Origin of the sequence: Microcystis sp. M083S1, assembly GCF_020246405.1 — a bacterium.
In the GTDB taxonomy this organism is placed as follows: domain Bacteria; phylum Cyanobacteriota; class Cyanobacteriia; order Cyanobacteriales; family Microcystaceae; genus Microcystis; species Microcystis aeruginosa_C.
In genome coordinates this window covers 1-21,045 of the sequence record NZ_JADBTB010000245.1, presented here as the reverse complement: position 1 = coordinate 21,045, position 21,045 = coordinate 1, and the positions used below count along the sequence as shown (strand labels likewise).

At 43.0% G+C, this 21,045-nt stretch carries 18 protein-coding genes and 2 pseudogenes; 9 read left to right on the top strand and 11 right to left on the bottom strand.

The window, feature by feature from the left end; translation table 11 throughout:
• Positions 1-123 precede the first annotated feature (123 nt).
• Together IM450_RS21940 and IM450_RS21935 are read left to right on the top strand one after the other, a co-directional pair.
• A complete protein-coding gene (locus tag IM450_RS21940) occupies positions 124-1,737 on the top strand; it encodes an ABC transporter substrate-binding protein (protein WP_004268349.1) in 1,614 nt (537 codons plus the stop codon).
• 43 nt (positions 1,738-1,780) lie between these two features.
• Positions 1,781-2,227, top strand: coding sequence for a hypothetical protein (locus IM450_RS21935; protein WP_004268347.1), 447 nt, complete (start codon positions 1,781-1,783; stop codon positions 2,225-2,227).
• Between the two features lie 211 nt (positions 2,228-2,438).
• On the opposite strand, the gene IM450_RS21930 is transcribed toward IM450_RS21935, so the two are convergent.
• The 5 genes from IM450_RS21930 to btpA all read right to left on the bottom strand — a co-directional run bounded on the left by IM450_RS21930 (position 2,439) and on the right by btpA (position 7,918).
• Positions 2,439-3,677 (bottom strand): DNA cytosine methyltransferase, encoded by a 1,239-nt coding sequence (locus IM450_RS21930; protein ID WP_287666280.1) that lies wholly within the window; start codon positions 3,675-3,677, stop codon positions 2,439-2,441.
• A 48-nt stretch (positions 3,678-3,725) separates the two neighbouring features.
• A complete protein-coding gene (locus tag IM450_RS21925) occupies positions 3,726-4,505 on the bottom strand; it encodes a hypothetical protein (protein ID WP_002776909.1) in 780 nt (259 codons plus the stop codon).
• A 101-nt stretch (positions 4,506-4,606) separates the two neighbouring features.
• Complete coding sequence (locus IM450_RS21920) at positions 4,607-5,800, bottom strand: DNA methyltransferase (RefSeq protein WP_287666277.1); 1,194 nt, start codon at positions 5,798-5,800, stop codon at positions 4,607-4,609.
• 109 nt (positions 5,801-5,909) lie between these two features.
• The gene (locus IM450_RS21915; RefSeq protein WP_287666275.1) at positions 5,910-6,896 is read right to left on the bottom strand and encodes a vitamin K epoxide reductase family protein; all 987 of its coding nucleotides are present in this window, start codon (positions 6,894-6,896) and stop codon (positions 5,910-5,912) included.
• Positions 6,897-7,066: 170 nt separating this feature from the next.
• A complete protein-coding gene (gene btpA, locus IM450_RS21910; protein WP_002733035.1) occupies positions 7,067-7,918 on the bottom strand; it encodes a photosystem I biogenesis protein BtpA in 852 nt (283 codons plus the stop codon).
• Positions 7,919-8,099: 181 nt separating this feature from the next.
• On the opposite strand from btpA, the gene rimO reads away from it, so the two are divergent.
• Together rimO and IM450_RS21900 are read left to right on the top strand one after the other, a co-directional pair.
• Complete coding sequence (gene rimO / locus IM450_RS21905; protein ID WP_287666272.1) at positions 8,100-9,413, top strand: 30S ribosomal protein S12 methylthiotransferase RimO; 1,314 nt, start codon at positions 8,100-8,102, stop codon at positions 9,411-9,413.
• 41 nt (positions 9,414-9,454) lie between these two features.
• On the top strand, positions 9,455-10,894 hold the full coding sequence (locus tag IM450_RS21900) for a DEAD/DEAH box helicase (protein ID WP_004268339.1): 1,440 nt from the start codon (positions 9,455-9,457) through the stop codon (positions 10,892-10,894).
• Between the two features lie 88 nt (positions 10,895-10,982).
• Here the strand turns inward: IM450_RS21900 and IM450_RS21895 are convergent, their stop codons facing one another.
• From IM450_RS21895 to IM450_RS21885, 3 genes are all read right to left on the bottom strand, one after another.
• Positions 10,983-11,639, bottom strand: a complete 657-nt coding sequence (locus tag IM450_RS21895) for an MAE_28990/MAE_18760 family HEPN-like nuclease (RefSeq protein ID WP_287666269.1) — start codon at positions 11,637-11,639, stop codon at positions 10,983-10,985.
• Positions 11,639-12,751 carry a DUF262 domain-containing protein gene (locus IM450_RS21890; RefSeq protein ID WP_002731650.1) on the bottom strand — a complete coding sequence of 371 codons (1,113 nt, stop codon included), beginning with the start codon at positions 12,749-12,751 and terminating at the stop codon, positions 11,639-11,641. The genes IM450_RS21895 and IM450_RS21890 overlap by 1 nt, the downstream gene beginning before the upstream one ends.
• A gap of 367 nt (positions 12,752-13,118) precedes the next feature.
• Positions 13,119-13,472, bottom strand: coding sequence for a phenylpyruvate tautomerase MIF-related protein (locus IM450_RS21885; protein WP_002734736.1), 354 nt, complete (start codon positions 13,470-13,472; stop codon positions 13,119-13,121).
• Positions 13,473-13,868: 396 nt separating this feature from the next.
• Between IM450_RS21885 and IM450_RS21880 the strand changes: the two genes are divergently transcribed.
• The 3 genes from IM450_RS21880 to IM450_RS21870 all read left to right on the top strand — a co-directional run bounded on the left by IM450_RS21880 (position 13,869) and on the right by IM450_RS21870 (position 15,944).
• Positions 13,869-14,636: a hypothetical protein gene (locus IM450_RS21880; protein ID WP_287666265.1), complete on the top strand. Its 768-nt coding sequence runs from the start codon at positions 13,869-13,871 to the stop codon at positions 14,634-14,636.
• Entirely contained in the window at positions 14,629-15,450 is an 822-nt protein-coding gene (locus IM450_RS21875; RefSeq protein ID WP_287666263.1) for a hypothetical protein, read from the top strand. The genes IM450_RS21880 and IM450_RS21875 overlap by 8 nt, the downstream gene beginning before the upstream one ends.
• 254 nt (positions 15,451-15,704) lie before the next feature.
• On the top strand, positions 15,705-15,944 hold the full coding sequence (locus IM450_RS21870; protein WP_046661767.1) for an antitoxin: 240 nt from the start codon (positions 15,705-15,707) through the stop codon (positions 15,942-15,944).
• 26 nt (positions 15,945-15,970) lie between these two features.
• Here the strand turns inward: IM450_RS21870 and IM450_RS21865 are convergent, their stop codons facing one another.
• Together IM450_RS21865 and IM450_RS21860 are read right to left on the bottom strand one after the other, a co-directional pair.
• Positions 15,971-16,393, bottom strand: coding sequence for a type II toxin-antitoxin system VapC family toxin (locus IM450_RS21865; protein ID WP_108937095.1), 423 nt, complete (start codon positions 16,391-16,393; stop codon positions 15,971-15,973).
• Positions 16,390-16,656 carry a hypothetical protein gene (locus IM450_RS21860; RefSeq protein ID WP_046661765.1) on the bottom strand — a complete coding sequence of 89 codons (267 nt, stop codon included), beginning with the start codon at positions 16,654-16,656 and terminating at the stop codon, positions 16,390-16,392. The genes IM450_RS21865 and IM450_RS21860 overlap by 4 nt, the downstream gene beginning before the upstream one ends.
• 455 nt (positions 16,657-17,111) lie before the next feature.
• Between IM450_RS21860 and IM450_RS21855 the strand changes: the two genes are divergently transcribed.
• Together IM450_RS21855 and IM450_RS21850 are read left to right on the top strand one after the other, a co-directional pair.
• A complete protein-coding gene (locus IM450_RS21855; protein WP_287715547.1) occupies positions 17,112-20,369 on the top strand; it encodes a CHAT domain-containing protein in 3,258 nt (1,085 codons plus the stop codon).
• Positions 20,370-20,524: 155 nt separating this feature from the next.
• Positions 20,525-20,839, top strand: a pseudogene (locus tag IM450_RS21850) (four helix bundle protein); the annotation flags it as partial.
• Between the two features lie 76 nt (positions 20,840-20,915).
• Here IM450_RS21850 and IM450_RS21845 read toward each other — a convergent pair.
• A pseudogene (locus tag IM450_RS21845) lies at positions 20,916-21,045 on the bottom strand (IS30 family transposase); the annotation flags it as partial.

Sequence of the window (21,045 nt, the reverse complement as noted above, 5' to 3'; positions counted from 1 at the left end):
ATTTAATAATGCTCACTTAAAAACTCACATCTGATAACTGTTAACTTACCCACTGATAACTTACCCACTGATAACTGATAACTTACCCACTGATAACTGATAACTGATAACTGATAACTGATTATGACTACTTGGCAATGTGACGGTATCCCTAAAGATGGTAAAACTTATCCGCAAGCGATTGCGGGAGGTCATGAACCCTGCGACAATACTACTCCTGATTGTCCTATCTGTGGCCTGCCTAGGGAAGCGATGGATCCCGTAACAACCACGGTTAAAACCACGGTGGTGGTGTCCCCGGGGGGTACCACTAGAGTCGGCCAAAAATCTAACTGGTTACTTCCCTTCGCTTTGATAATTACCGCTTTAACCGCAGGTTTAGGGGGTTGGAGTCTATTGCAAATGCTGATTCCCAAACCCGATACTTCCCAAGTTACACCAGAAGAAACCCCAGACAAGCAACCCAAGGCAACTTTTGTGAGTAATACGGCTAAAAATCCCGATTTATTTAGCCAAGGTGAGAAAATACTGCTTAATTCCACTCCTAACAAAGAAAAAGGCGCAGCGGCCTTTAAAAAGGAAGATTGGTCAAATGCGATCGCATCTTACCAACTGGCGGCCACTCCCCAAGCAAACGATCCGGAGGGCAAAATCTATTACAATAACGCCAAAGCTAGACAAAAAGGTAATCAAAAGACTATAGCCGTTGTTGTCCCCATCGCTAACGACCCCAACAGCGCCAAGGAAATTCTCCGAGGTGTGGCAAGGTATCAAGAGGAGTTTAATAATTCTAATTCTGGTAATCCTTTGGAAATAGTCATCGCTAATGATGGCGGTGGGTTACAATCAAAGGCGATAGCCGATGATCTGATTCAATCCGGTCAAGTTTTGGCAGTTATCGGCCACGGAATCGATCCTTTTAGTCAAAAAGCGATTGAAAGTTACCAAAAAGAAGGATTAGCGATTCTTTCTCCCCTGACTACCAGTGTTAGTCAAACGGGAAATGCAACCCTGAAAACCATTCCCCTTAAGGATAAGTCTCAGGAAGTTTTCGGTAGTTATCTGGAAGCAGTGGCCAAAACTTTGGCTAATTATGCTAGTAAGCAAGAGAATTCTCCCTCAGTGGTTCTTTTTTATAATTCCGATAGTCCCTATAGTCAAAAATTAAAGGATTCCTTTGCTAAAGCGATTAAAGAACCGGGAGGCAAGATAGTTAAGGAAATAGACACAACCAAAGCCAATTTTAACGCTAAAACCGCCATAGATCAGGCAAGACAAGCTGGCGCTAGGGTGGTATTTTTGGCCTTGAGTAAAGACGGCGATCGCATAGATCAAGCCGTGGCTATTGCCCAAGAATCGTCTGGAATGCTCTTATTAGGCGGAAATGAACTTTATACACCCGATATCCTTATTCAAGGAGCGGATAGCATCGACGGATTAGTTCTAGCAGTACCTTGGAGTTTCCAAGCAACGGATCCTTTTGCCAAAGATGCGCTGAAAAGTTGGCGCGGTCGCGTCAGTTGGCGTACTGCTACCGCCTACGATACCATGAAAGTATTAGGGGAAGCGATCGCTAAAAGTTCTGACCGTGCTACTGTAGTCGAAACTTTAAATCGAGGAATCACCTTGCAGGGAAGCACCACGGATTTTAACATTTTTAACCAAGTTCCCTTGGTGCGTGCTAATCGCGGCAATGAGGGGCCAAAGGGTTCTCAATATCAATTCGATCCTATCTAAAATAGATAATGTGATGTCGAGGAGTAGAATCAAGTCTAATTTTATGAACAATATCTTACCCATCCTAGCTTTGTTAATGTCGGTGTCGGGAATTGCCGTATCTTTGGGACGGGAGGAAGTCCGATGTCGTCTCGGTTTAGAATCGGCAGCCTGTCCCCGGGAAGAAGAAAAAACCAGCGAAGACACCCCCGCAACTACCCCCGCAACTACCCCAGAATCTCCCCGGATAGAAACAACTCCCACGGAAACTACCCGTAATATCGAAGCTTCCCCCGAAGTTTCCCCGTCTCCTGAAAGCGAAACTCCAGTGGAATTCACTCCCATCCCGGAAAATAATCCCAGTCCAGAAGTACCCCCCGAAAATCCCCCCACCTCAGAAACCAAAGCGGTGGAAAAAACTCCAGATGCAGAAAAAAGTCCGGATGTCAATCCATCTAAAGATGGAGAAACTGAAAGTATTCCGTTAGAAGTTATTCCCCCCGCACAGTAAAATCCGACAAAATCAATTGCTGCCGGGGTAGGGTTGATTCATGAATCAACCCTACAGACTCCAGACAGTAAAATCCGACAAAATCAATTTCTGGCTGAGGATAGGCACTCATGCAAGAAGTAGTTAGATATGTGTGATTAATTGTATCTAGCTACTTAATTTTTCTCCAGCTATTGCTGATTAGGTAAAAACTATTTACTTTTAGTCAAAATTAATTAACTTCTAACCCCGGAATGCTTAACTGTTCGGTTTTTGGCTGTGTTTCCCCCAGATAATCCCCCTGCAACATATTAATTAAACAGCCACCAAGATGATAGGCCATATTAACGGGAACCGCGTTACCAATCTGTCGATATTGAGAGGTTAAATTACCGGTAAATTGCCAATCATCGGGAAAGGACTGCACTCGTGCATATTCTCTCACAGTCAAAGGACGAGTTTCTTGGGGATGACATCTTTCTGTTTGGGTTTGTGCCGGACTACAGGTAATAGTTAAAGCCGGTTCATCCCAAGATAATCTTTTAGCATATCCTGTCCGTCCGCCGTGATTTTTGAGACTATTTTTCATATATTCTTTTTGAATATCCATCGGTAAATTTCGCCAATTTCCTCCTGGGGGAACTAAGGACATAATCTCTTTTTTTCTTTCTTTATATTCTACTCCTGGAGAACTGGGACAATTCTCTAGAGCTTTTTTCAGAGAAATAGTATAGTTTTTATATTGGGGAAAAATCGGTTTAATATTTAGGTCTTGACGGGTAGCAATAATAATTAATCTTTCTCTTTTTTGGGGAACATCGAGAAATTGAGCCGATAAAACTTGATAAGCAGCATAATAACCGATTTCCTGTAAAGCTTGCAGCATTAATTGCAGGGTTTCTCCTTTTTTATTGCTTAATAATCCTCGAACATTTTCGGCCATAGCGATTTTAGGTTGCACTTCCTGTAAACAACGAGCAAACTCAAAAAATAAGCTCCCTCTCAAGTCTTCTAATCCTTTTCCTAACCCAGCATAACTAAAAGGTTGGCAGGGAAAACCTCCAGCTACAACATCTATTTTGTCTCTAAAATCAGAAAATTTAATCTTTTTTATGTCTTGATTTATAACATTCCATTGCGGTCGATTGAGTCTTAAAGTATTAACACAATCTTGGTTGATTTCCACCAGTAATTGCGTTTTTAGTCCCGCATTTTCTAAACCTAAAGCCATACCACCACAGCCAGCAAATAATTCAATAACCGTGTAATTAGTTGGCTCAACAGTTTGTAAAATTTTCAATTCTCCGGGGGATTGGTTATTTTTAAGATTGGTTAATTGCTCGAGATCAAATAACCAATCAACTTGATTGATTTTCTGACCTTTGATTAATTTTTTCTTTTGCCATGTTAGTATTTCTGCGGTAGTTACACCGAGAATATTAGCGGCTTTTTGTAGATTTACCTGAGTCATAACCAATAATTAGCAACTTATCTACCTCTCTATTATACATCAAAGTAGCTAAACTTGATAAAGTTTTTTTTCGATTTTCCTGACTGTCATCTTTAACTTATTCAGGATAGTTTCATAATCTAAGTCCAACATTGACCAAAAAGCTTGCCCTGCTAATAGCTCAATATTATTCTCTTTAGCTTTGGTTTTGCTAATTGTCCAAGAATTGCCCATATCTAAAGCAGCGGCAAAAACTGAGTTAGGATGTATTTTTAATTCATTGATACTCCGATCACTCTGGCTACCAGTAAGAGTATCTTTTTTAGTTTTTAATTGAGTGTATTTGATTATTCCTTGATTAAAAACTACTAAATCCACACCTTTGATTTTAAAATTTAGAATTTTTTCTGGTACAAAAACCTGTGAACTAATAGAAGCAATTTCTTCTAAAGTATGACCTAGACTTTCCGAGATAAGATTGACATATTTATTCGATAAGTACAAGTTTTCACATTGAGCAAACTCAAAAATATTTTTAAATCCTTTCTTCTTTTTGAGAGATATATTTTTAAAATCCTGTTTTTCTTTCAGGATTTTTTCAACTACTTTAGACTGGAACTCATCCAAAGCATCATCGATTTTTTGATCCCTATTGTCTGCAATGTCTGTGTCTGTTGTTCTATTTTCTTGAAAATATTCAAAAATGAAATCATCAATTAGACGACAAATTTGATAAGTATCTACCAAGTCATGAGTAACAAAGGTAGGAATTTTGATCGAAGGTTTCTGTAAATTAATTTCTTCTAATAATTGGGTCAAGTTATGGCGATAAGAGTATAAATAGCTCATTATAGTTAGTTGCTGGGTTGGGATTGTTTACTGTTTAATTACAACTATAGCAATAGTCAATAAATTGTGAAAAAGCATCAAATCTTTTCAATTCGTTAAAATTAAATATTAACAGGGTCAATATATAATCTCTTATCTAAAATTGGTGTTTTTTGAATATTATTGACTTTGGCAATTGCTGATTCTAAACATAGCTGGTTTTCTGAAGATACAAACAGCCTACTGCTTTCCAATACCTCGAATGCTACCTCTCTAGAAATTTGTTCTATTACCTCTTGGCTAACTTGATTATTTAAGTTAATAAAATTAATTATATCCTCTATAATAACTTTACCAAATTTATTCTTAAATTTTCTTTTTTGTCTTAATACTTTCTGGAATAGCTTGGTTTTGACACCTATTTTTTCAATAATATCAGCATTATAAAAAGGTACGCCAAGAACGTTAGATTCTTGTCCTACAATTAAAACAATTCTTGCTTGCTGCTTGCTGACTCTTGCCAGTTCCTTTAAAATGTCACCCATATCTAAACAGTATTGTACTACAGTGTAGAAACGATTACTCCTATTTGCTCTATTAGAGCCAATTTCTGACTTGGCTATCTTGAGTAAATCCCATCCTAAGATTTCAGCAGATTGACGATAATTTTGATGGTAATTAAAAACATTTATATAGGGTGGAGAAGTCACAACAAAATCTATCTGATTATTTTTTAGTGGTAGAGAACGAGCATCAGATAATCCAACCCTGATCGGCTTTTGAGAGTAAGGTAGCTTAGTAATTATATTACTAAGATGTAAAAATTTTTTCTGAATAAATTCCTGAGTAATTTTATTGTTACACACATCAAGAAGGATTACTAAAGCATCAAATAAAACCTTTGACCGATCCGGTAGCATATTCCTAGTATTTTGCAATTTATCTACTAAATTTTCTACTTGATCACTGACTTCAAAAATTCTCAAAGGAAATTCTTGATCGACGATATTTCTCAGGTTTTTAAGAACTTCTTTTTTTTGAGAATCATTGATAAATTCATAGGTATGACTCATGATATAAGCAGCGGGATTAATCTCAAATCCATAAGCTTCTAGGGATAAATAACTTGCCTCTAGTAAAACAGTTCCGCTACCCACAAAAGGATCGAGAATGACCGAATTAGATGGGCAATAGAAACTTAAAATAGTCTCTATCAGTTGGGGTGAAAACTGACCTCGCCAAACAAATAAATTGGCTCTAGTTTTCTCAATAATGTCAAGTTTTTCTTGGGGTATAGGTTGATCAAAATCTGGCAACTTTCAATCTCCCTCTATTGCTAAAATCAAAATTCAGGTTCTACTTTATCTAGAGAAAAAACACCATAAAATGTTGGGGCTGAACAAAGTTCAACCCCTCAATATTTTCCTACTTGCGTCCCGGAACTGTATATTTAAAATTCATCGGGCCGGTATAACCGGAAATCTCCGCTAATTTCTCTAATATTTGGGTTCCCGAATATTCTTGACCCTTAATAATCCAAGTGGGGAAACCTTTAATTCCGGCATCGCGACAAGCTTGGGGATTACCATTAACCCCTTGGGGATCGCATTCGATATAAACCCCTTCTTTTTTGAGGATTTCTCCCGCTTCCTTACCAAATAACTGTTTTTGATCGTAACAGTGGGGACACCAAAAAGCCCCGTATTCCTTCGCACCAATTGCTTTTAAATGTTTAGCCAGGGCGATTTCTGCTTTTCCCGAAACCGTGGTTACTTCCCAACCGTAGGGAGGTTTAGCCGCTGTCATTGGCCGGGTAATTTCTTCTTTTCCTGCTGCCACCGTCGGGGAATTTACTCCTGCGTAAACCGCTAAAGTTCCCACAAAAGTAATCATGGCCACTACAACCATCGGCAGTATAATTTGTCCTAAACCTTCCCATTCGCGACCGACAATTGTGAGAATTAATAAGGTTAAAGCGAACAAAGCCGAAGTGATGCAGTAGGGACACAATTCCTTTAAGTCCGTGGCTAGAATATACATTAAATAACCACTAAATACCGCCATCGCCGTCGCCCCCGCTAACAGCAATAACCAAGTATTATTTTCTAAACTTTTGCGGAGATTTTTCTGAGTTTCCCCATTAATAAATAGAGGACTGAGGGCAAAAACCGCCATGGCAATATAGGCCAAAAAACCGAACAAACTCAAGGGCAGCCCGAAAACCGTAGCGTAGGGACTATTAAGAACACCACTACAACCAGCCCCATCAGTAGCTCCGGCGGTGCAGGCAGCAGCCCCTCCCGTCAGTTTGGTAATGGTTAAATAGCCGGTCAGAATCGCCCCCACGATCGAAACGCCCCCAATTAGGGGCCGGGAGTAGCGATGAATCCAAGGTACAGAACGACGACGCATAATATTATTTAGATTAAATTACAGCAGAATTCAGGAGTCAGAAGGTAAATCGAAATGTACTTTGTCGAAAGGAAAAATTCCGTAACGATATCGCGTTAATTAGGACATTTTCAATTCCTAAAAACTTAGGATAGCTATCCCCTGAAACTATTCGCCATTCTAGCAAGGGGTTATGTGGACAGAGGCAAAGAAGGCAGAGAATTATTAATTTTTGCCTTTTGATCGTTGATCTGCCGGGCCGTTTCCACAAATTGCGACACCCGGATCGGATCCACCGGTTCAGTAATTTTGCCATGACGCTTGAGGGAACTAGCCACGATCACCCCATCGGCAGCCAGCAGCAACTGCCCGATATTGTCCAAATCAGCCCCGCTGCCGATAAAAACCGGTGTTCCCTTGGCCGCCGCCACTGCCAGTTCCAAATCCTCAAAACTGGGGGGGCTACCGGTGGCCCAACCAGAGAGGATCACCCCGTCTGCCAGTCCCCGTTCGATCGTATCTTGCACTGCCGTAGTCAGATTAGGGGTTCCCAAGGGGCGGGCGTGTTTAACCAAAACATCCGCTAAAATTTTGACCTCAGACCCCAATTCGCGGCGATAACGCAGGAGTTCGTGGGCCTGACCCTCAATAATGCCCTGATCGGTAGCCATAACCCCCGTTAGCACATTAACCCGAATAAATTGGGCATTAACACAGGTAGCGATCGCTAAGGCACTATGGGCATCATTGCGGAGAACATTAAGACCAATCGGTAAGACCACCAGATTTTTAATGCGATCAACAATTAAAGTCATGGCACTAACCACGGCGGGATCCACCTGTTGCTTAGTAAAGGGGGCATCAAAAAAATTCTCGATAATCAAACCATCAACACCACCGGCAGCCAAAGCCGTCGCCTCCTGTTCAGCCCGCTCGATCACCGTCTTGAGACTGCCACCCCAACGGGGGGAAGTGGGCAGGGGGGCGAGATGAACCACGCCAATAATCGGGTTTTTTGTCTTGAAAGTTGCAATTAAGTTCACAGCGTATACTACTCTTAGCGTCCCCAACCATGCGCCGCTCACCCATTTTAACAGGGTGAAGGCCTAGCCACGGTTCCACGGGGGGGAAATTATTTTAACTGCTAATGATTTTATCAATTCCGGAATCCGTTAAAATGTCTTAACATTAGAGAAGTTTAAGATTTGGTTGATACTCGATCGCATGGGCAATAAGCCAACCATCGCTATCTCACACCTAGGCTGTGAGAAAAACCGGATCGACTCCGAGCATATGTTAGGACTGCTGGCCAAGGCCGGCTATCCCGTAGATAATGACGAGGAGTTGGCCGATTACGTTATCGTTAATACCTGTAGTTTCATTCAAGCAGCTAGAGAAGAATCCGTTCGCACCCTCGTGGAACTGGCGGAAGCTAATAAAAAAATTATTATCTCCGGCTGTATGGCCCAACATTTCCAAGATGAACTGCTGACGGAATTGCCGGAAGCCGTGGCCATTGTCGGCACGGGGGATTATCAGAAAATTGTCGAGATCGTCGAACGGGTAGAGACGGGAGAACGAGTCAAAGAAGTCAGCACCGATCCCACTTTTATCGCCGACGAAAATCTGCCCCGTTATCGCACCACTACCGAAGGAGTCGCCTATCTGCGGGTGGCCGAAGGCTGCGATTATCGCTGTGCTTTCTGTATTATTCCCCACCTGCGCGGCGATCAGCGATCGAGATCGATCGAGTCCATTGTCAAGGAAGCGCGACAATTAGCCAGCCAAGGAGTCCAAGAATTAATTCTCATTTCGCAAATAACAACCAATTATGGGTTAGACTTATATGGCGAACCCAAATTAGCGGAACTCTTGCGAGCGCTGGGAGAAGTCGATATACCTTGGATTCGCGTTCACTACGCTTACCCGACCGGGTTAACGCCAAAGGTTATCGAGGCGATCCGAGAGACCCCGAATGTTTTACCCTATCTAGATTTGCCGCTACAGCATTCCCATCCCCACATCCTGCGGGCGATGAACCGTCCCTGGCAAGGACGAGTCAACGATGGCATTATCGAGCGGATCAAGCAAGCTATCCCGAACGCGGTTTTACGAACGACTTTTATCGTCGGTTTCCCCGGAGAAACCGAGGAACATTTCAGCCATCTGCTGGAATTTGTCAAGCGTCATGAGTTCGATCACGTCGGGGTGTTTACCTTCTCCGCCGAAGAAGGTACAGCCGCTTTTGACCTGCCCAATCCAGTGCCACAGGCAATTATGGACGAACGCCGCGAAAGGTTGATGTTAACTCAGCAACCAATCTCGGAACGCAAAAATCAAGCTTATATCGGTCAAACTGTCGATGTTCTCATCGAACAGGAAAACCCGGAAACGGGAGAATTAATCGGGCGTTCCGCTCGTTTTTCCCCGGAAGTAGATGGCTTGGTTTATGTGACAGGTGAGGCGATTCTAGGTGCGATCGTGCAGGTCCGAATCACTTCGGCCGATACCTACGATCTCTACGGCGAAATAGTCTAATTTTTCCATTTTTCTAATTTAATTCCCACAAAACAATCCCTATGACCACTGGTTTCAACAATTTAGGTTTATCCGATAGCCGTCTTCAACACCTAGAAACGCTTGGATTCACCACCCCCACGGAAATTCAAACCAAAGCCATCCCTCTCCTTCTAGAAGGGCATGACATGGTAGGAATGTCGCAAACGGGAACCGGCAAAACCGCCGCCTATTCCCTGCCTTTACTGGAACGCATGGACACCAAAAATCCTAACGTTCAAGCTTTAATCCTCACCCCCACCCGGGAATTAGCCCAACAGGTAGCCAGCGCCATCAAAGATTTCTCTGATGATCGTCGTCTCTTTATCCTGACAGTCTGTGGTGGTCAATCCATGGAACGTCAGATCCGCAGTCTGGAAAAAGGTGTCCAGATTGTGGTCGGGACTCCCGGCCGGGTAATCGATCTGCTCGATCGCAAAAAACTCCATCTAGAATCCCTAAACTGGGTAGTCCTCGATGAAGCGGACGAAATGCTCAGTATGGGTTTTATCGATGATGTTAAGAAAATTCTGCAAGCATCCCCCTCCACCCGTCAAACCGCCTGTTTCTCGGCAACTATGCCCCGGGAAATCCGCGATTTAATCGCTAATTTCTTGAAATCTCCCATTTCTGTGACGGTTTCTCAACCCCAGGCCGCTCCTGCTAAGATCGAGCAGAAAATTTATCTGATCCCTCGCGGTTGGACGAAATTAAAAGTCCTGCAACCCCTGTTAGAGATCGAACCCCTAGAATCGGCGATTATTTTCGTCCGCACCAAGCAAACCGCAGCCGAATTAACCAGCAAACTGCAAGAAGCGGGGCAAACGGTGGATGAATACCACGGTAACTTAAGCCAAGTGCAACGGGAACGACTGGTGCAACGTTTCCGCGAGGGCAAAATTAAATTAGTGGTAGCCACAGATATCGCGGCCCGCGGTCTAGATGTGGAAAATCTCAGCCACGTTATTAACTATGATCTGCCAGATAATGCCGAAACCTATATTCACCGCATTGGCCGCACCGGCCGCGCCGGTAAAACGGGAACTGCTATATCTTTAGTAGAACCGATCGATCGGCGTTTATTACGTCAGATTGAACAGCGTCTGCGTCAACGTCTGGAATCTAGTCCCATTCCTAGTCGTGCGGAAGTAGAAGCAAAACGTCTGGCCAAGCTGCAAAATCAGCTAAAAGAGGCTTTATCGGGGGAACGTATGGCTTCTTTCTTGCCTTTAGTGCGGGATTTAAGTGAAGAATACGATCCACAAGCGATCGCAGCGGCTGCCCTGCAAATGATCTACGATCAAAATTGTCCCCAGTGGATGAAAACCGATTGGGAAGTTCCCGCAGCGACGAGCAGTAAACCGGTGATTAATAAAACTCCCCGCAGTGGTGGTAGTAAGTACCCCTCTAAGTCGAATAACCGTCCTTCCCTGGACAAAAAAATTGTCTTTCAAGAACGTTAATTTTTAGTTCTTGAATAGATAATTTTAAGAGTTGATAGAACCAAAACGGTCTATCAACTTTTTTTATGTTTATAATAGCTTATTAACCCTATATACTTTTGACTTTTTTATACTGTTCTGTCACGGCGGCATTTAATAGATCATCTTTAAAATCTCTGATTAATTTAATTACTAAATTATAAGTATTGATGTATTCTTCATAATCGATAGTTAAATACTTGCCATGAGCAATTTTATTTCTTTGGGTGAGAAGTTGTTCATCAATAGCTTTCTGCTTCAGTTGATAATCACTATCATCAATTCCTAGAATAGTACAGATATCAGTGAAAACTTCAAAATTGAGATTAGATTTGGTGTTAATAATATTTTCGTAGGGTATATAAGCTGTATTTTCTAGGTTATCAAGTAAATTTTTGATCATCTCTTTTTGTAACTTAAATTTATTGGTTTTTATTAACTCATTTATAGATTTTCTAGAACTAAGGGCAACGAAACAGTAATCCAGTTCATGATAATTTAATTTTTTTAAGGAAACAAACTGCAAATAACATTCTGCTGCATATTTAATAAAACCTTCCCAATGGGCATAGAGAGTGGTTATTCCGGCTCTAATTAATACATCTTGCTCAGTTCCTTTTTGTGGAGGAATTTTATTTTTTAAAATACTAAGTTCTTTAATTCGCCATGCCATATCTTCATCTAAGTTTTTCTGGAGAATTTCGATAGTTCTATTATCTTTACTCATTACTTTTTAAAATATTTTTTGCCAAATTCAATCATTTTGAGCATTCTAGTTCTAGCTCTCGATCCCGTACCGATGTTATAAATAAAGTCAGATTCTGACCACATTTCCTGAATTTTTGTTCTTAGCAGTTCAATATCTTGAGTAGAGTAATCATCAATATTTTCTCGTAATCCTGTGGTGATCGCTTCATAAGCAGAATCGAGAAATTTACCCTTAAATCTTGTTCCATCATATTTGGTAAAAGTATCTTCATTCGTCGCTTGATCAAGCAATAAAAACATTTTAGCGAATTTTTCTTGCTCTAACACACGATCAAAAGTCCTGGAATTGCATAATTCTATCAGATAGTCAGTCAAATATTCATTAACCTCTTTTTTGTTCAATGATTTTGGATCAAATGTGGGAGAAGACAGGGCAAAATATTTAAGAATTAGTTCCAAGTCGTAGCGTTCTTGTCTTAATCGCTCGGATAGGGAAATACAATTTTTAAAGTTCTCATTTTCTGCCAAGTCTTCTAACCACTTATATAGGCTTTTATCTAGCATAATCAAAAGACAATTACGCACCTCTTGATAAGATAAAAAAGAGCCACCGGTATTTAAACGATCAAAAACTTCAAACTTAGCATTTTTATCCGATTCTTTTTGGATAATCTGAACCTGTATTTTCGCTCTTTTGAAGTCTATTTTTAGAGATGGGGGCAAATTATACTCTCCTTCCTCTGCACCTTCCCACATAACTCCGTTTAAGCTAGGTAATAACTTAGTACCTTGAAGCACCAGTTTCGGTTTTTTCTTAGTTTCATCGTCCTCATCTCTTAAATCGCCAACAAATTCCAAAATTGTTGAAATCCTTTGTAATCCATCCACCAATTCCCAAACACTATCTTCTTCTCTCTGATAGACAAAAATAGAGGGAATAGGAATTCCTAATAGTATCGATTCTATGAATCGGCTTTTTTGGGCTATTGTCCAACGAAAATATCTTTGAAAATCTGGATTAATTGTCATTTCTTTGTTATTATAAAGACTAATAATCTCTCCGATTGACATAGGATAGTTATCGGTACGAAATTCTTTAGTTTTTGCCTTAACTTCTTCTAATAAATTCATCTTATAGCAGTTATCTTAATGGTGAAGTACAAAGTTTTCGTTTTGGGGAGCCGGTCGTCAGGATTCGATACCAAATTAGGTTACACTTCATCTTTAGAAACAAAGCTGTAATTTTTCTATACTTAGTATAATCCCTATATTCTACTTTAATACCATCCGCCAATTCAAAAATGAAACGCGTCAACCTCAAGAGTTGACAGAAAAAGGCTCATCCCCGCAATTGGCACAAACATCAATTTTCAGGTGGCTAATCTGCAAAGACGCGATTTATGTCCCGATATTGCGGTGATGTTAGCTTGGATTGAACAGGCAAAAATCTTAACCAGAGAGTTAAAATAAGCCCTATCTCCGATAATTTTGGCATAAATTAACCAAAAGTAGTGCCATTCCATCCCCAAAGATCACCTTTCGCCTCGGCAAATTCTAGATAAATGCGATTTTTCGGTATTCCTAAATAAGCCTCAATTTCTTGACAAAAATCACTACTCATGCTTTTAGTTTGAGCGGCGGAAATAGAACCAACACTTTTAATCTCCACATAACACACCGGCTCAAAAGTGCCAGCAAAAGTCATTTTTATCCCCGATTCTAAAGCTGTCATCACATAGGATTCGGGTTTTCCCAGATGTTTAGCTAATTTAGCCGAAAGACTCTGCAAAAGTTGATTAACCGTCTCATCATCGAGGGAGGTGACAGAAGTTTGAATTTTAATTAGAGGCATAGGAAAAATTTCAGAAATATTTTTCTATAATATAACAGTTTTGATGGCAATCACAGATATTCTTTTGCTTCAGAAGGCTTCAATTATCCAATCCTTCAGAAATTATGAATTATGAATTATGAATTATGAATTGGGGATAGGCAATCTGGAAAAGTAAATAGGACTAGCTGAATAAGTACCTAAGCAAAATTAATTACACATATCTAACCCCCCTTGCCTTTTGCCTTTTGCCTTTTGCCTTTCTTCACTAGGAAATTTATTTTGCACGACTACTTATCGGTAGCAGCTTTGCTAAAAAATGGTTTTGGGACTTTATGAGCAAAACAACAAACTTTTTGCCGCAAACCCCACATACAGTACAATTATTACAGTTAAGGGTTTGAAAGGCCTAGGATGATGGCAAAGCAATCAAGGGCAATTGCGGTGACAGAACATGATAATAAATGTCCCGAATGTCTGCACTTAGAGATTTCGGGAGAACCTGTTGCGCCTGAGTCTAAGGGTGTTTTTTCGCTTTTGAAAAAGTCTGATCCAGAGGCGTTTTCCCTATCGGTGCGGATTATTTTTAATCAGCAGTGGCTTGATTTTTCTTTTGGACGGGTTAAGTTTGGTTTGCGGGGGGGAGAGTTACGCTTAAAACTGGAGAATGGCCAAATGCCTTCTGAGTTGAGAAATGAGGCGTTGAAAAAGATTTTAGCAAGGGAATTAGAGATTGAACGTCAGTTAGGAGGAGAACAGGAAAGCAAGTCTCAACTAGAAGGCTCTATAACTCCTGATTTATCGAAAGCAAACTTAAAGGGAGTTAGAGAAAAGCGTCAAAAAGAGTCCCAGGGGGATAAGTTTCAGCTTAAAATAGCGCAAATTAGTCACAAGGGAGCAAATAATCAGCCTGTGTGGGTGTTCGAGAATAGGACAGGTGAGCCTGTTTTGATTGGGGAATTAGCGGATTCCCTGGGTAAAATGTTAATTGCGGGTGTTCCCTGGAGCGTTGAAGCGACATTTACTCATGAAATGCGTCAGGTTGTGATTACGGGTTTAGAAAATTTATTTAAAGATGATATTTCTGGACACAAATTGAACGTATTTGAGTTAGCAGTAGCTAAGTTATTTTTAAAGCATAAAACCCAACCCTATCTAAGTCGTCAGGTATTACGTTATGAGTGATGCAGATTTTATTCGAGAAGTTGAAGAACTGTACCTGCGTCTTGCTAATGCAGATACAGATGATCTTGTTGAGTTAGCTAAACTTGCGGGTTTAGACCCTAAAACAGATTTAGCCGACTCTGTTTGGGTTCCCTATCCCAGCTTTGGGGAATTTCGCCAGAACACCTTAGCGGCGGCGGTGCTGACAGATTATCTAGAAGAGCATGGGATAGAGGTAGATGCTGCGGCGGCTGATAATGCTCAAGTGGTACTACCCAAGCTGGGTAAACTGGAAGCTGTGTTGATTCCTCAAGACTCTGGTGAAGAACCGTTGGATTTAAGCCAAATTAGTGTCGAAATTGACCTAAATCCGGCAACCCTAGCCTATATTTTAGTCGAGCTAGGGGAAGGGGGAGCTTGGTTAACTGGGGTTCTGTTGAGTTCGGACCTGCGCCAGGATTTCCCAGAAGGCGGTGCGGTGTCCTTGGCGATGAGGAAACCTATATCGGCGCTGTGGGAGGCTTACCGTCGGTGGGAAAACTGTCAGCAAATCATGGCGCAGTATATCGATAAACAAGGCTGGTCGGCGGAACAGCGAGCGGAGGTAATCACAGTGTTAAACTGGGTCTGGGACTATCGGCAGGACTATGAGCGTCCGACGCTATTAAAGGAGTTTTTAGAAGAGAAGGCCAGCGAGAATAATGAGAATTTTAAACCCTTAGTCTCGCGTCCGGAAGGGGTAAAGGAAGCAACGCCTGAGCCGTCTTCAGAGGGTGCGGTGGACTGGCTAACGGTGGCGATGGATTTGCTTGATGAATTGGGAAAATTTATTTAAAAATAATAATATCAGAATGTAGGGTGCGTTGGGGGTACGGGCGAAGCATTCGGATAGGAAATCTAGGGTTTCAGCAATAGGTTATTGTCCGAATGCTTCGCCCCTACTCAATCATCTAACAATCCGTCGTAACGCACCACACCTATCATTAATTTATTTGGTGCGTTACGCTATCGAAGGGCGCACCCTACTACTACTGTTCCCTGTTCCCTGTTATAAAATAGTAAGGTGATCATTAAAAAAGAGGTCAACAGATGCAAAACTTACGTCAGGTTTCTTTACTAACAAGTGGACAAGAGCAAGTCTTAAATATTCCTCCTGAACTTGCCTTATCAAGCACAGAGGTTTTGTTACGCAAAGAAGGTCATCGCTTAATCATTGAGCCGATTTCTTCTGGTTCTCTACTTTCTTTGCTGACTACTTTGCCAGACATTACAGACAATTTTCCTGATATAGATGAAGGGTTGCTTCCCCTTAATGACATGACGTTTTAGAATAAAATAGCCCTGAAATTTTATTGTTATAAATAGATTCGTTCAAAAGGTTCTTTTCGATAACGGCGATAAATATCAAAGTCACTATCTAAGGTAATAATTGCAGAAATATTAAGTCTTTCAGAAATAGTAATTAAAGATAGATCTGCAAAATCTCCCGGTAGGTCAGCGTATTGTTCATTAAGTTGTATGATTCTGGCAAAATCCTGTGGTAAAAGGGGAATACATTGATAAAGCTGGTGGGATAAATCACTTAAAAATTCATTTTGCGTTCGATAATTATGGCTCAAAAGATACATTACTTCTGTTATACAAGCAACAGTTGTAATCAAGTCGCTGGAACATTGTTCAAAAAAGTTGACGACAGCCAGATGATAATTATCTTGGGAACTGTAATAGGCGAATAAAATACTGCTATCTGTAATAATTTTGGGGGGATAATTTGTCATGAATGATCTTGCTGATGATGGTTTTGTATATATTCTGCTACTACTTTTTTGCGGTTTTCTCGCAATGACAAATCAGGTGGAGCATTTTCTAAAAGATGCTGAGGATGACCTCCCCGGCGTTGTAATAAAGTTTTACGCGGTTTTAAGCTTTGCCAATGTTCGTAAATGAGTTTTTTCAGAAGTTCTTCTGAGCTAATATTCTCTTCGGAAATGATGTCTGCTAGATAGTTCTCGGTTTCTCGATCTAGATTAATCGATAACATTGTTACCTCATGGGATAAATCAACATCTTTGATTATAGCTTAAAATCCATGATCGCACTCACCCCCCATTCCCAATTGAGTTTGCTAGAGAAAAATTCGGGGTACGGGCGAAGCATTCGGATAGGAAATCTAGGGTTTCAGTAATAGGTTATTGTCCGAATGCTTCGCCCCTACTCAATCATCTAACAATCCGTCGTAACGCACCACACCTATCATTAATTTAACTTCGTTATAACATATAATTAATTGTCAAGAGTTCTTATCTGATTAGGTAGGCGTTAAAAATTATCAGATGCCCCCCTTATCAAGGGGGGACTAAGGGGGGATCAACACCCCCCTTATCAAGGGGGGACTAAGGGGGGATCAACACCCCCCTTATCAAGGGGGGACTAAGGGGGGATCAAACCCAAAATCTATCTTCAATTTAATTAGAACCACTACTACTAAAACCAATCATGAACGAAGCAAGAATAGAAGCTTACTTAGCCCTAATCCAAGCGCTCTTCCAGTGCGAAAATGGTCAGGAACCAGCGCTATTAGAGGCTAACGCGGAATTAGTTGATGCAGGCTTAGTCGCTGTGATGAAGCAGTATGCAGACTTCTTAGAACAGCAAGGAGACAGCAATAACGGGAGATGGTTGCTGAATATGGCGCAACAGTTAGAGCAAATTTTAGACCCGCCAAGAGACAACCAAGACCCCTACATCAGTTTTTTACAAACCCTACTGCAAACTGTCGTAGAAAGTGGCGGAAACCCCCAAGTAATTTATCCCCTGCTTGACAATAACCTCCATCTCTTAGATGAAAACTTAGTTAACCTCCTCCGTGCTTGGGGAAATCATACCAAGGAACAAGCCAGTCCAGAGGAAACTTACGGACTAGCGGCACTCCTCTATGATCTTGCTTATGCTTTTCATGAATTTCCTAAAGGTAATCCAGGCATTAACCTAGCCATTGCCGTCTATGGATACGAATTTTGCGCCACCATCTACCGCCAACTGCGATTAGAAAGGGATTTAGCCTCTACCCTCAATAATCTGGGCGTAGCCTACGTCACCCAAGCCGAACTGGGGAAAGAGCCGGTGGCTAACCTAGAACGGGCGATCGCCGCCTATACCGAAGCCACCACCATCTTCCGCCAACCCGGATTAGAAAGGGATTTAGCCCAAACCCTCAATAATCTGGGCAATGCCTACCTCACCCAGGCCGAACTAGGGAAAGAGCCGGTAGCCAACCTAGAACGGGCGATCGCCGCCTATACCGAAGCCACCACCATCCGCCGCCAACCGGGATTAGAAAGGGATTTAGCCGGAACCCTCAATAATCTGGGCAATGCCTACCTCACCCAAGCCGAACTAGGGAAAGAGCCGGTAGCCAACCTAGAACGGGCGATCGCCGCCTACACCGAAGCCACCACCATCCGCCGCCAACCGGGATTAGAAAGGGATTTAGCCGCAACACTCAATGGTATGGGCAATGCCTACGTTACCCAAGCTCAACTGGGGAAAGAGCCGGTAGCTAATCTAGAACGGGCGATCGCCGCCTATACCGAAGCCACCACCATCCGCCGCCAACCGGGATTAGAAAGGGATTTAGCCGGAACCCTCACTAATCTGGGCAATGCCTACCTCACCCAAGCCGAACTGGGTCAAGAGCCGGTAGCCAACCTAGAACAGGCGATCGCCGCCCTCACCGAAGCCGCCACCATCTTCCGCCAAACCGGATTAGAAAGATATTTAGCCCAAACCCTCACTGGTCTGGGCGTAGCCTACGTCACCCAAGCCGAACTGGGTCAAGAGCCGGTAGCCAACCTAGAACGGGCGATCGCCAATTATCGAGAAGCACTTTCCTTTCTCAACCCCACTCTCTTACCTGCTGACACCCTGAGAAGTGGGCGCAACTTAGGCAATCTCGGTTTCCAGCAGGGTTGGTGGGACATTGCCATCGAAGGCTACAGCGTCGCCGTGGAAGCCGTTGAACAAAGCCGCGCCTGGGCAACGAGTGAAGCCCTTCGCCAAGAGATTGTCCGCGAGTCCATCGGCGTTTATGAAAACCTGATCCAAGCCGCCGTTAACCAAGGCGACCTCTCCCTGGCGCTGCGAACCGTCGAACGTTCCCGCTCCAAACGCCTCGCCGACCTGATCGCTGTGGGCGACCTCTACGCCGATGGGCGCGTTCCCCCAGAGATCCAAGCCTGGTATCAGCAGGTTAAGGAAAGCCGTCAGATCCAATCCCAACTCCGTCAAGACCCCCTCGACCAGCCCGGATTCACCCAGAAACCCCAACCCTACCCCATCGGTAACACCCGCGCCAGCTTTGCCACTGAACAACTCCAGGCCGCCGAAGCCGCCGAACATCAAGCCTGGGATGCTCTCTACCGCTTTGATGCCATCACCGCCCAACTTCAGCAACCCCAACCCCAACCCCGACTCGATGAACTAACGGCGCTGCTTCCTTCTCCCCAGACTGCCCTCCTCAGCTTCTACACCACCGCCACCCATACCCACATCTTTGTCCTGCGTCGCCCCTCCCGGGATGGCGGGGAAGGGGTCAACTGCCACACTATTCCCAATCCCCCGGAGTCCGCCAACGACTTGCAAAACTGGTTGATCGACAACTGGGTTAACCCCTACATTGCGATTAATCAAGTAGAGACCGCCCAATCCCGCCAGCAGCGTCGGGATGAGTGGCACCAAGCTATGGCCACTCGTCTGCAAGAACTGGCAACCCGCCTGCAATTCGATACCCTCATCCAACAGCACCTCCAGGGCATCACTGAGTTAATTCTGATTCCCCACCTGTTCCTGCACCAAATTCCCTTCGACCTTCTACCCACCGCCCAAGGTCAACTACTGGGCGATCGCTTTCGCCTTCAGTTTGTCCCCAGTACGAAAATTCTCGGACTGTGCCAAGAGCGATCGCAACCGACTCCCGACACCCTGGGGATTGTGGAAAACACCACAGAGGATTTGCCCTATACTCCCCTAGAGTGTGAGTGGGTCGCCCAAACCTGGAACGTGCCTCGCCAACGGCGGCTACAGGGGCGCACAGTCACCCCCGACTCTTATCTGCAATTGCTGAAACAAGTGCAGGCGTTGCTCTCCAGCCACCACGCCACCAGCCGCCCCGATGATCCCCTCAACTCCCACCTCGTCCTAGACGGGGAGCAAAAAGTCACCCTCCGGGATTTACTTAGTCCCCTGTGGCGTTTTCCCGAATTGTCGGAAGTGTTTCTCTCCTGTTGTGAAACCGGTCTCAGTTTTGCCACTTCCCGAGATGAAGAGGGAAACCTGCGACGGGAATTACTGGACGAACCCCTCAGCTTAGGTACAGGCTTTCTGCTGGGGGGCGCTCGTGCTGTGATTAGTAGTCATTGGGCGGTGGCTGATCTAGCGACGGCGCTGTTTTCCCGGGAGTACCACCGCGCACGGCGGGCCGGAGAGGAACGTTTAACGGCTCTACATCAGGCTCGTCAAGCGATGCGGGAGACTTGCCAAAAAGACTGGCGGGACCGTTTAGATGCCGATTTGAAGCAGGCTTATCAGACTTGGCAACAAATGCGCCAAACTAAGGACCCGAACGCCGATACTGCTCAAGCCAATTATCAGAAAATCGGCGAATTGATCAAGTGGCTTGACGAATTTGCTCCCGATGCAGTGCCTTTTCAGGATTATCGTTACTGGGGGGCGTTCTATTGTCTGGGACTTCCTTAAAATTATAAATTATGAATTATGAATTATAAATTATGAATTATGAATGGGGGAATTATGAATGGGGGAATTATGAATGGGGGAATTATGAATTATGAATTATGAATGGGGAATTATGAATTATAAAATATAAATTATGAATGGGGAAATTATAAATTATGAATGGGGGATTGAGGATTATGAAGGAGAAGAAGCCAATAGATATTCGGGAGCGTTGTTTTGATTATGCACTGCGGGCGATTAAACTTTATCAATTTTTGCAGGAAGGAAAAGATGGTGCAGGTTGGATATTGGGAAAACAGTATTTGAGAGCGGCAACTTCTGTTGGAGCTAATATCGAAGAAGCACAGTCGGGACAAAGTAAAGCTGATTTTATCCATAAAATGAGCATCTCTCAAAAAGAAGCAAGAGAAAGCCTGTATTGGCTGCAATTACTAGAAAAATCAGAGTTAGTTCCCAAAAACCGCATTCAATCCCTCATCCAAGAAACCCAAGAAATTATCGCTGTTATCACTACCATTATCGTCAAAACTAAACAAAACGGCCAATTCAAGTCTGAATTGCATCACTGTCTGATCTATCTTTATAGAATACCTCATTCGGGGTACGATAGTCAAGACATTTTCGAGGACGATTGTTAATCAAGTTTACGGCTCTTTCCACCTCCTCTGGCTTAACG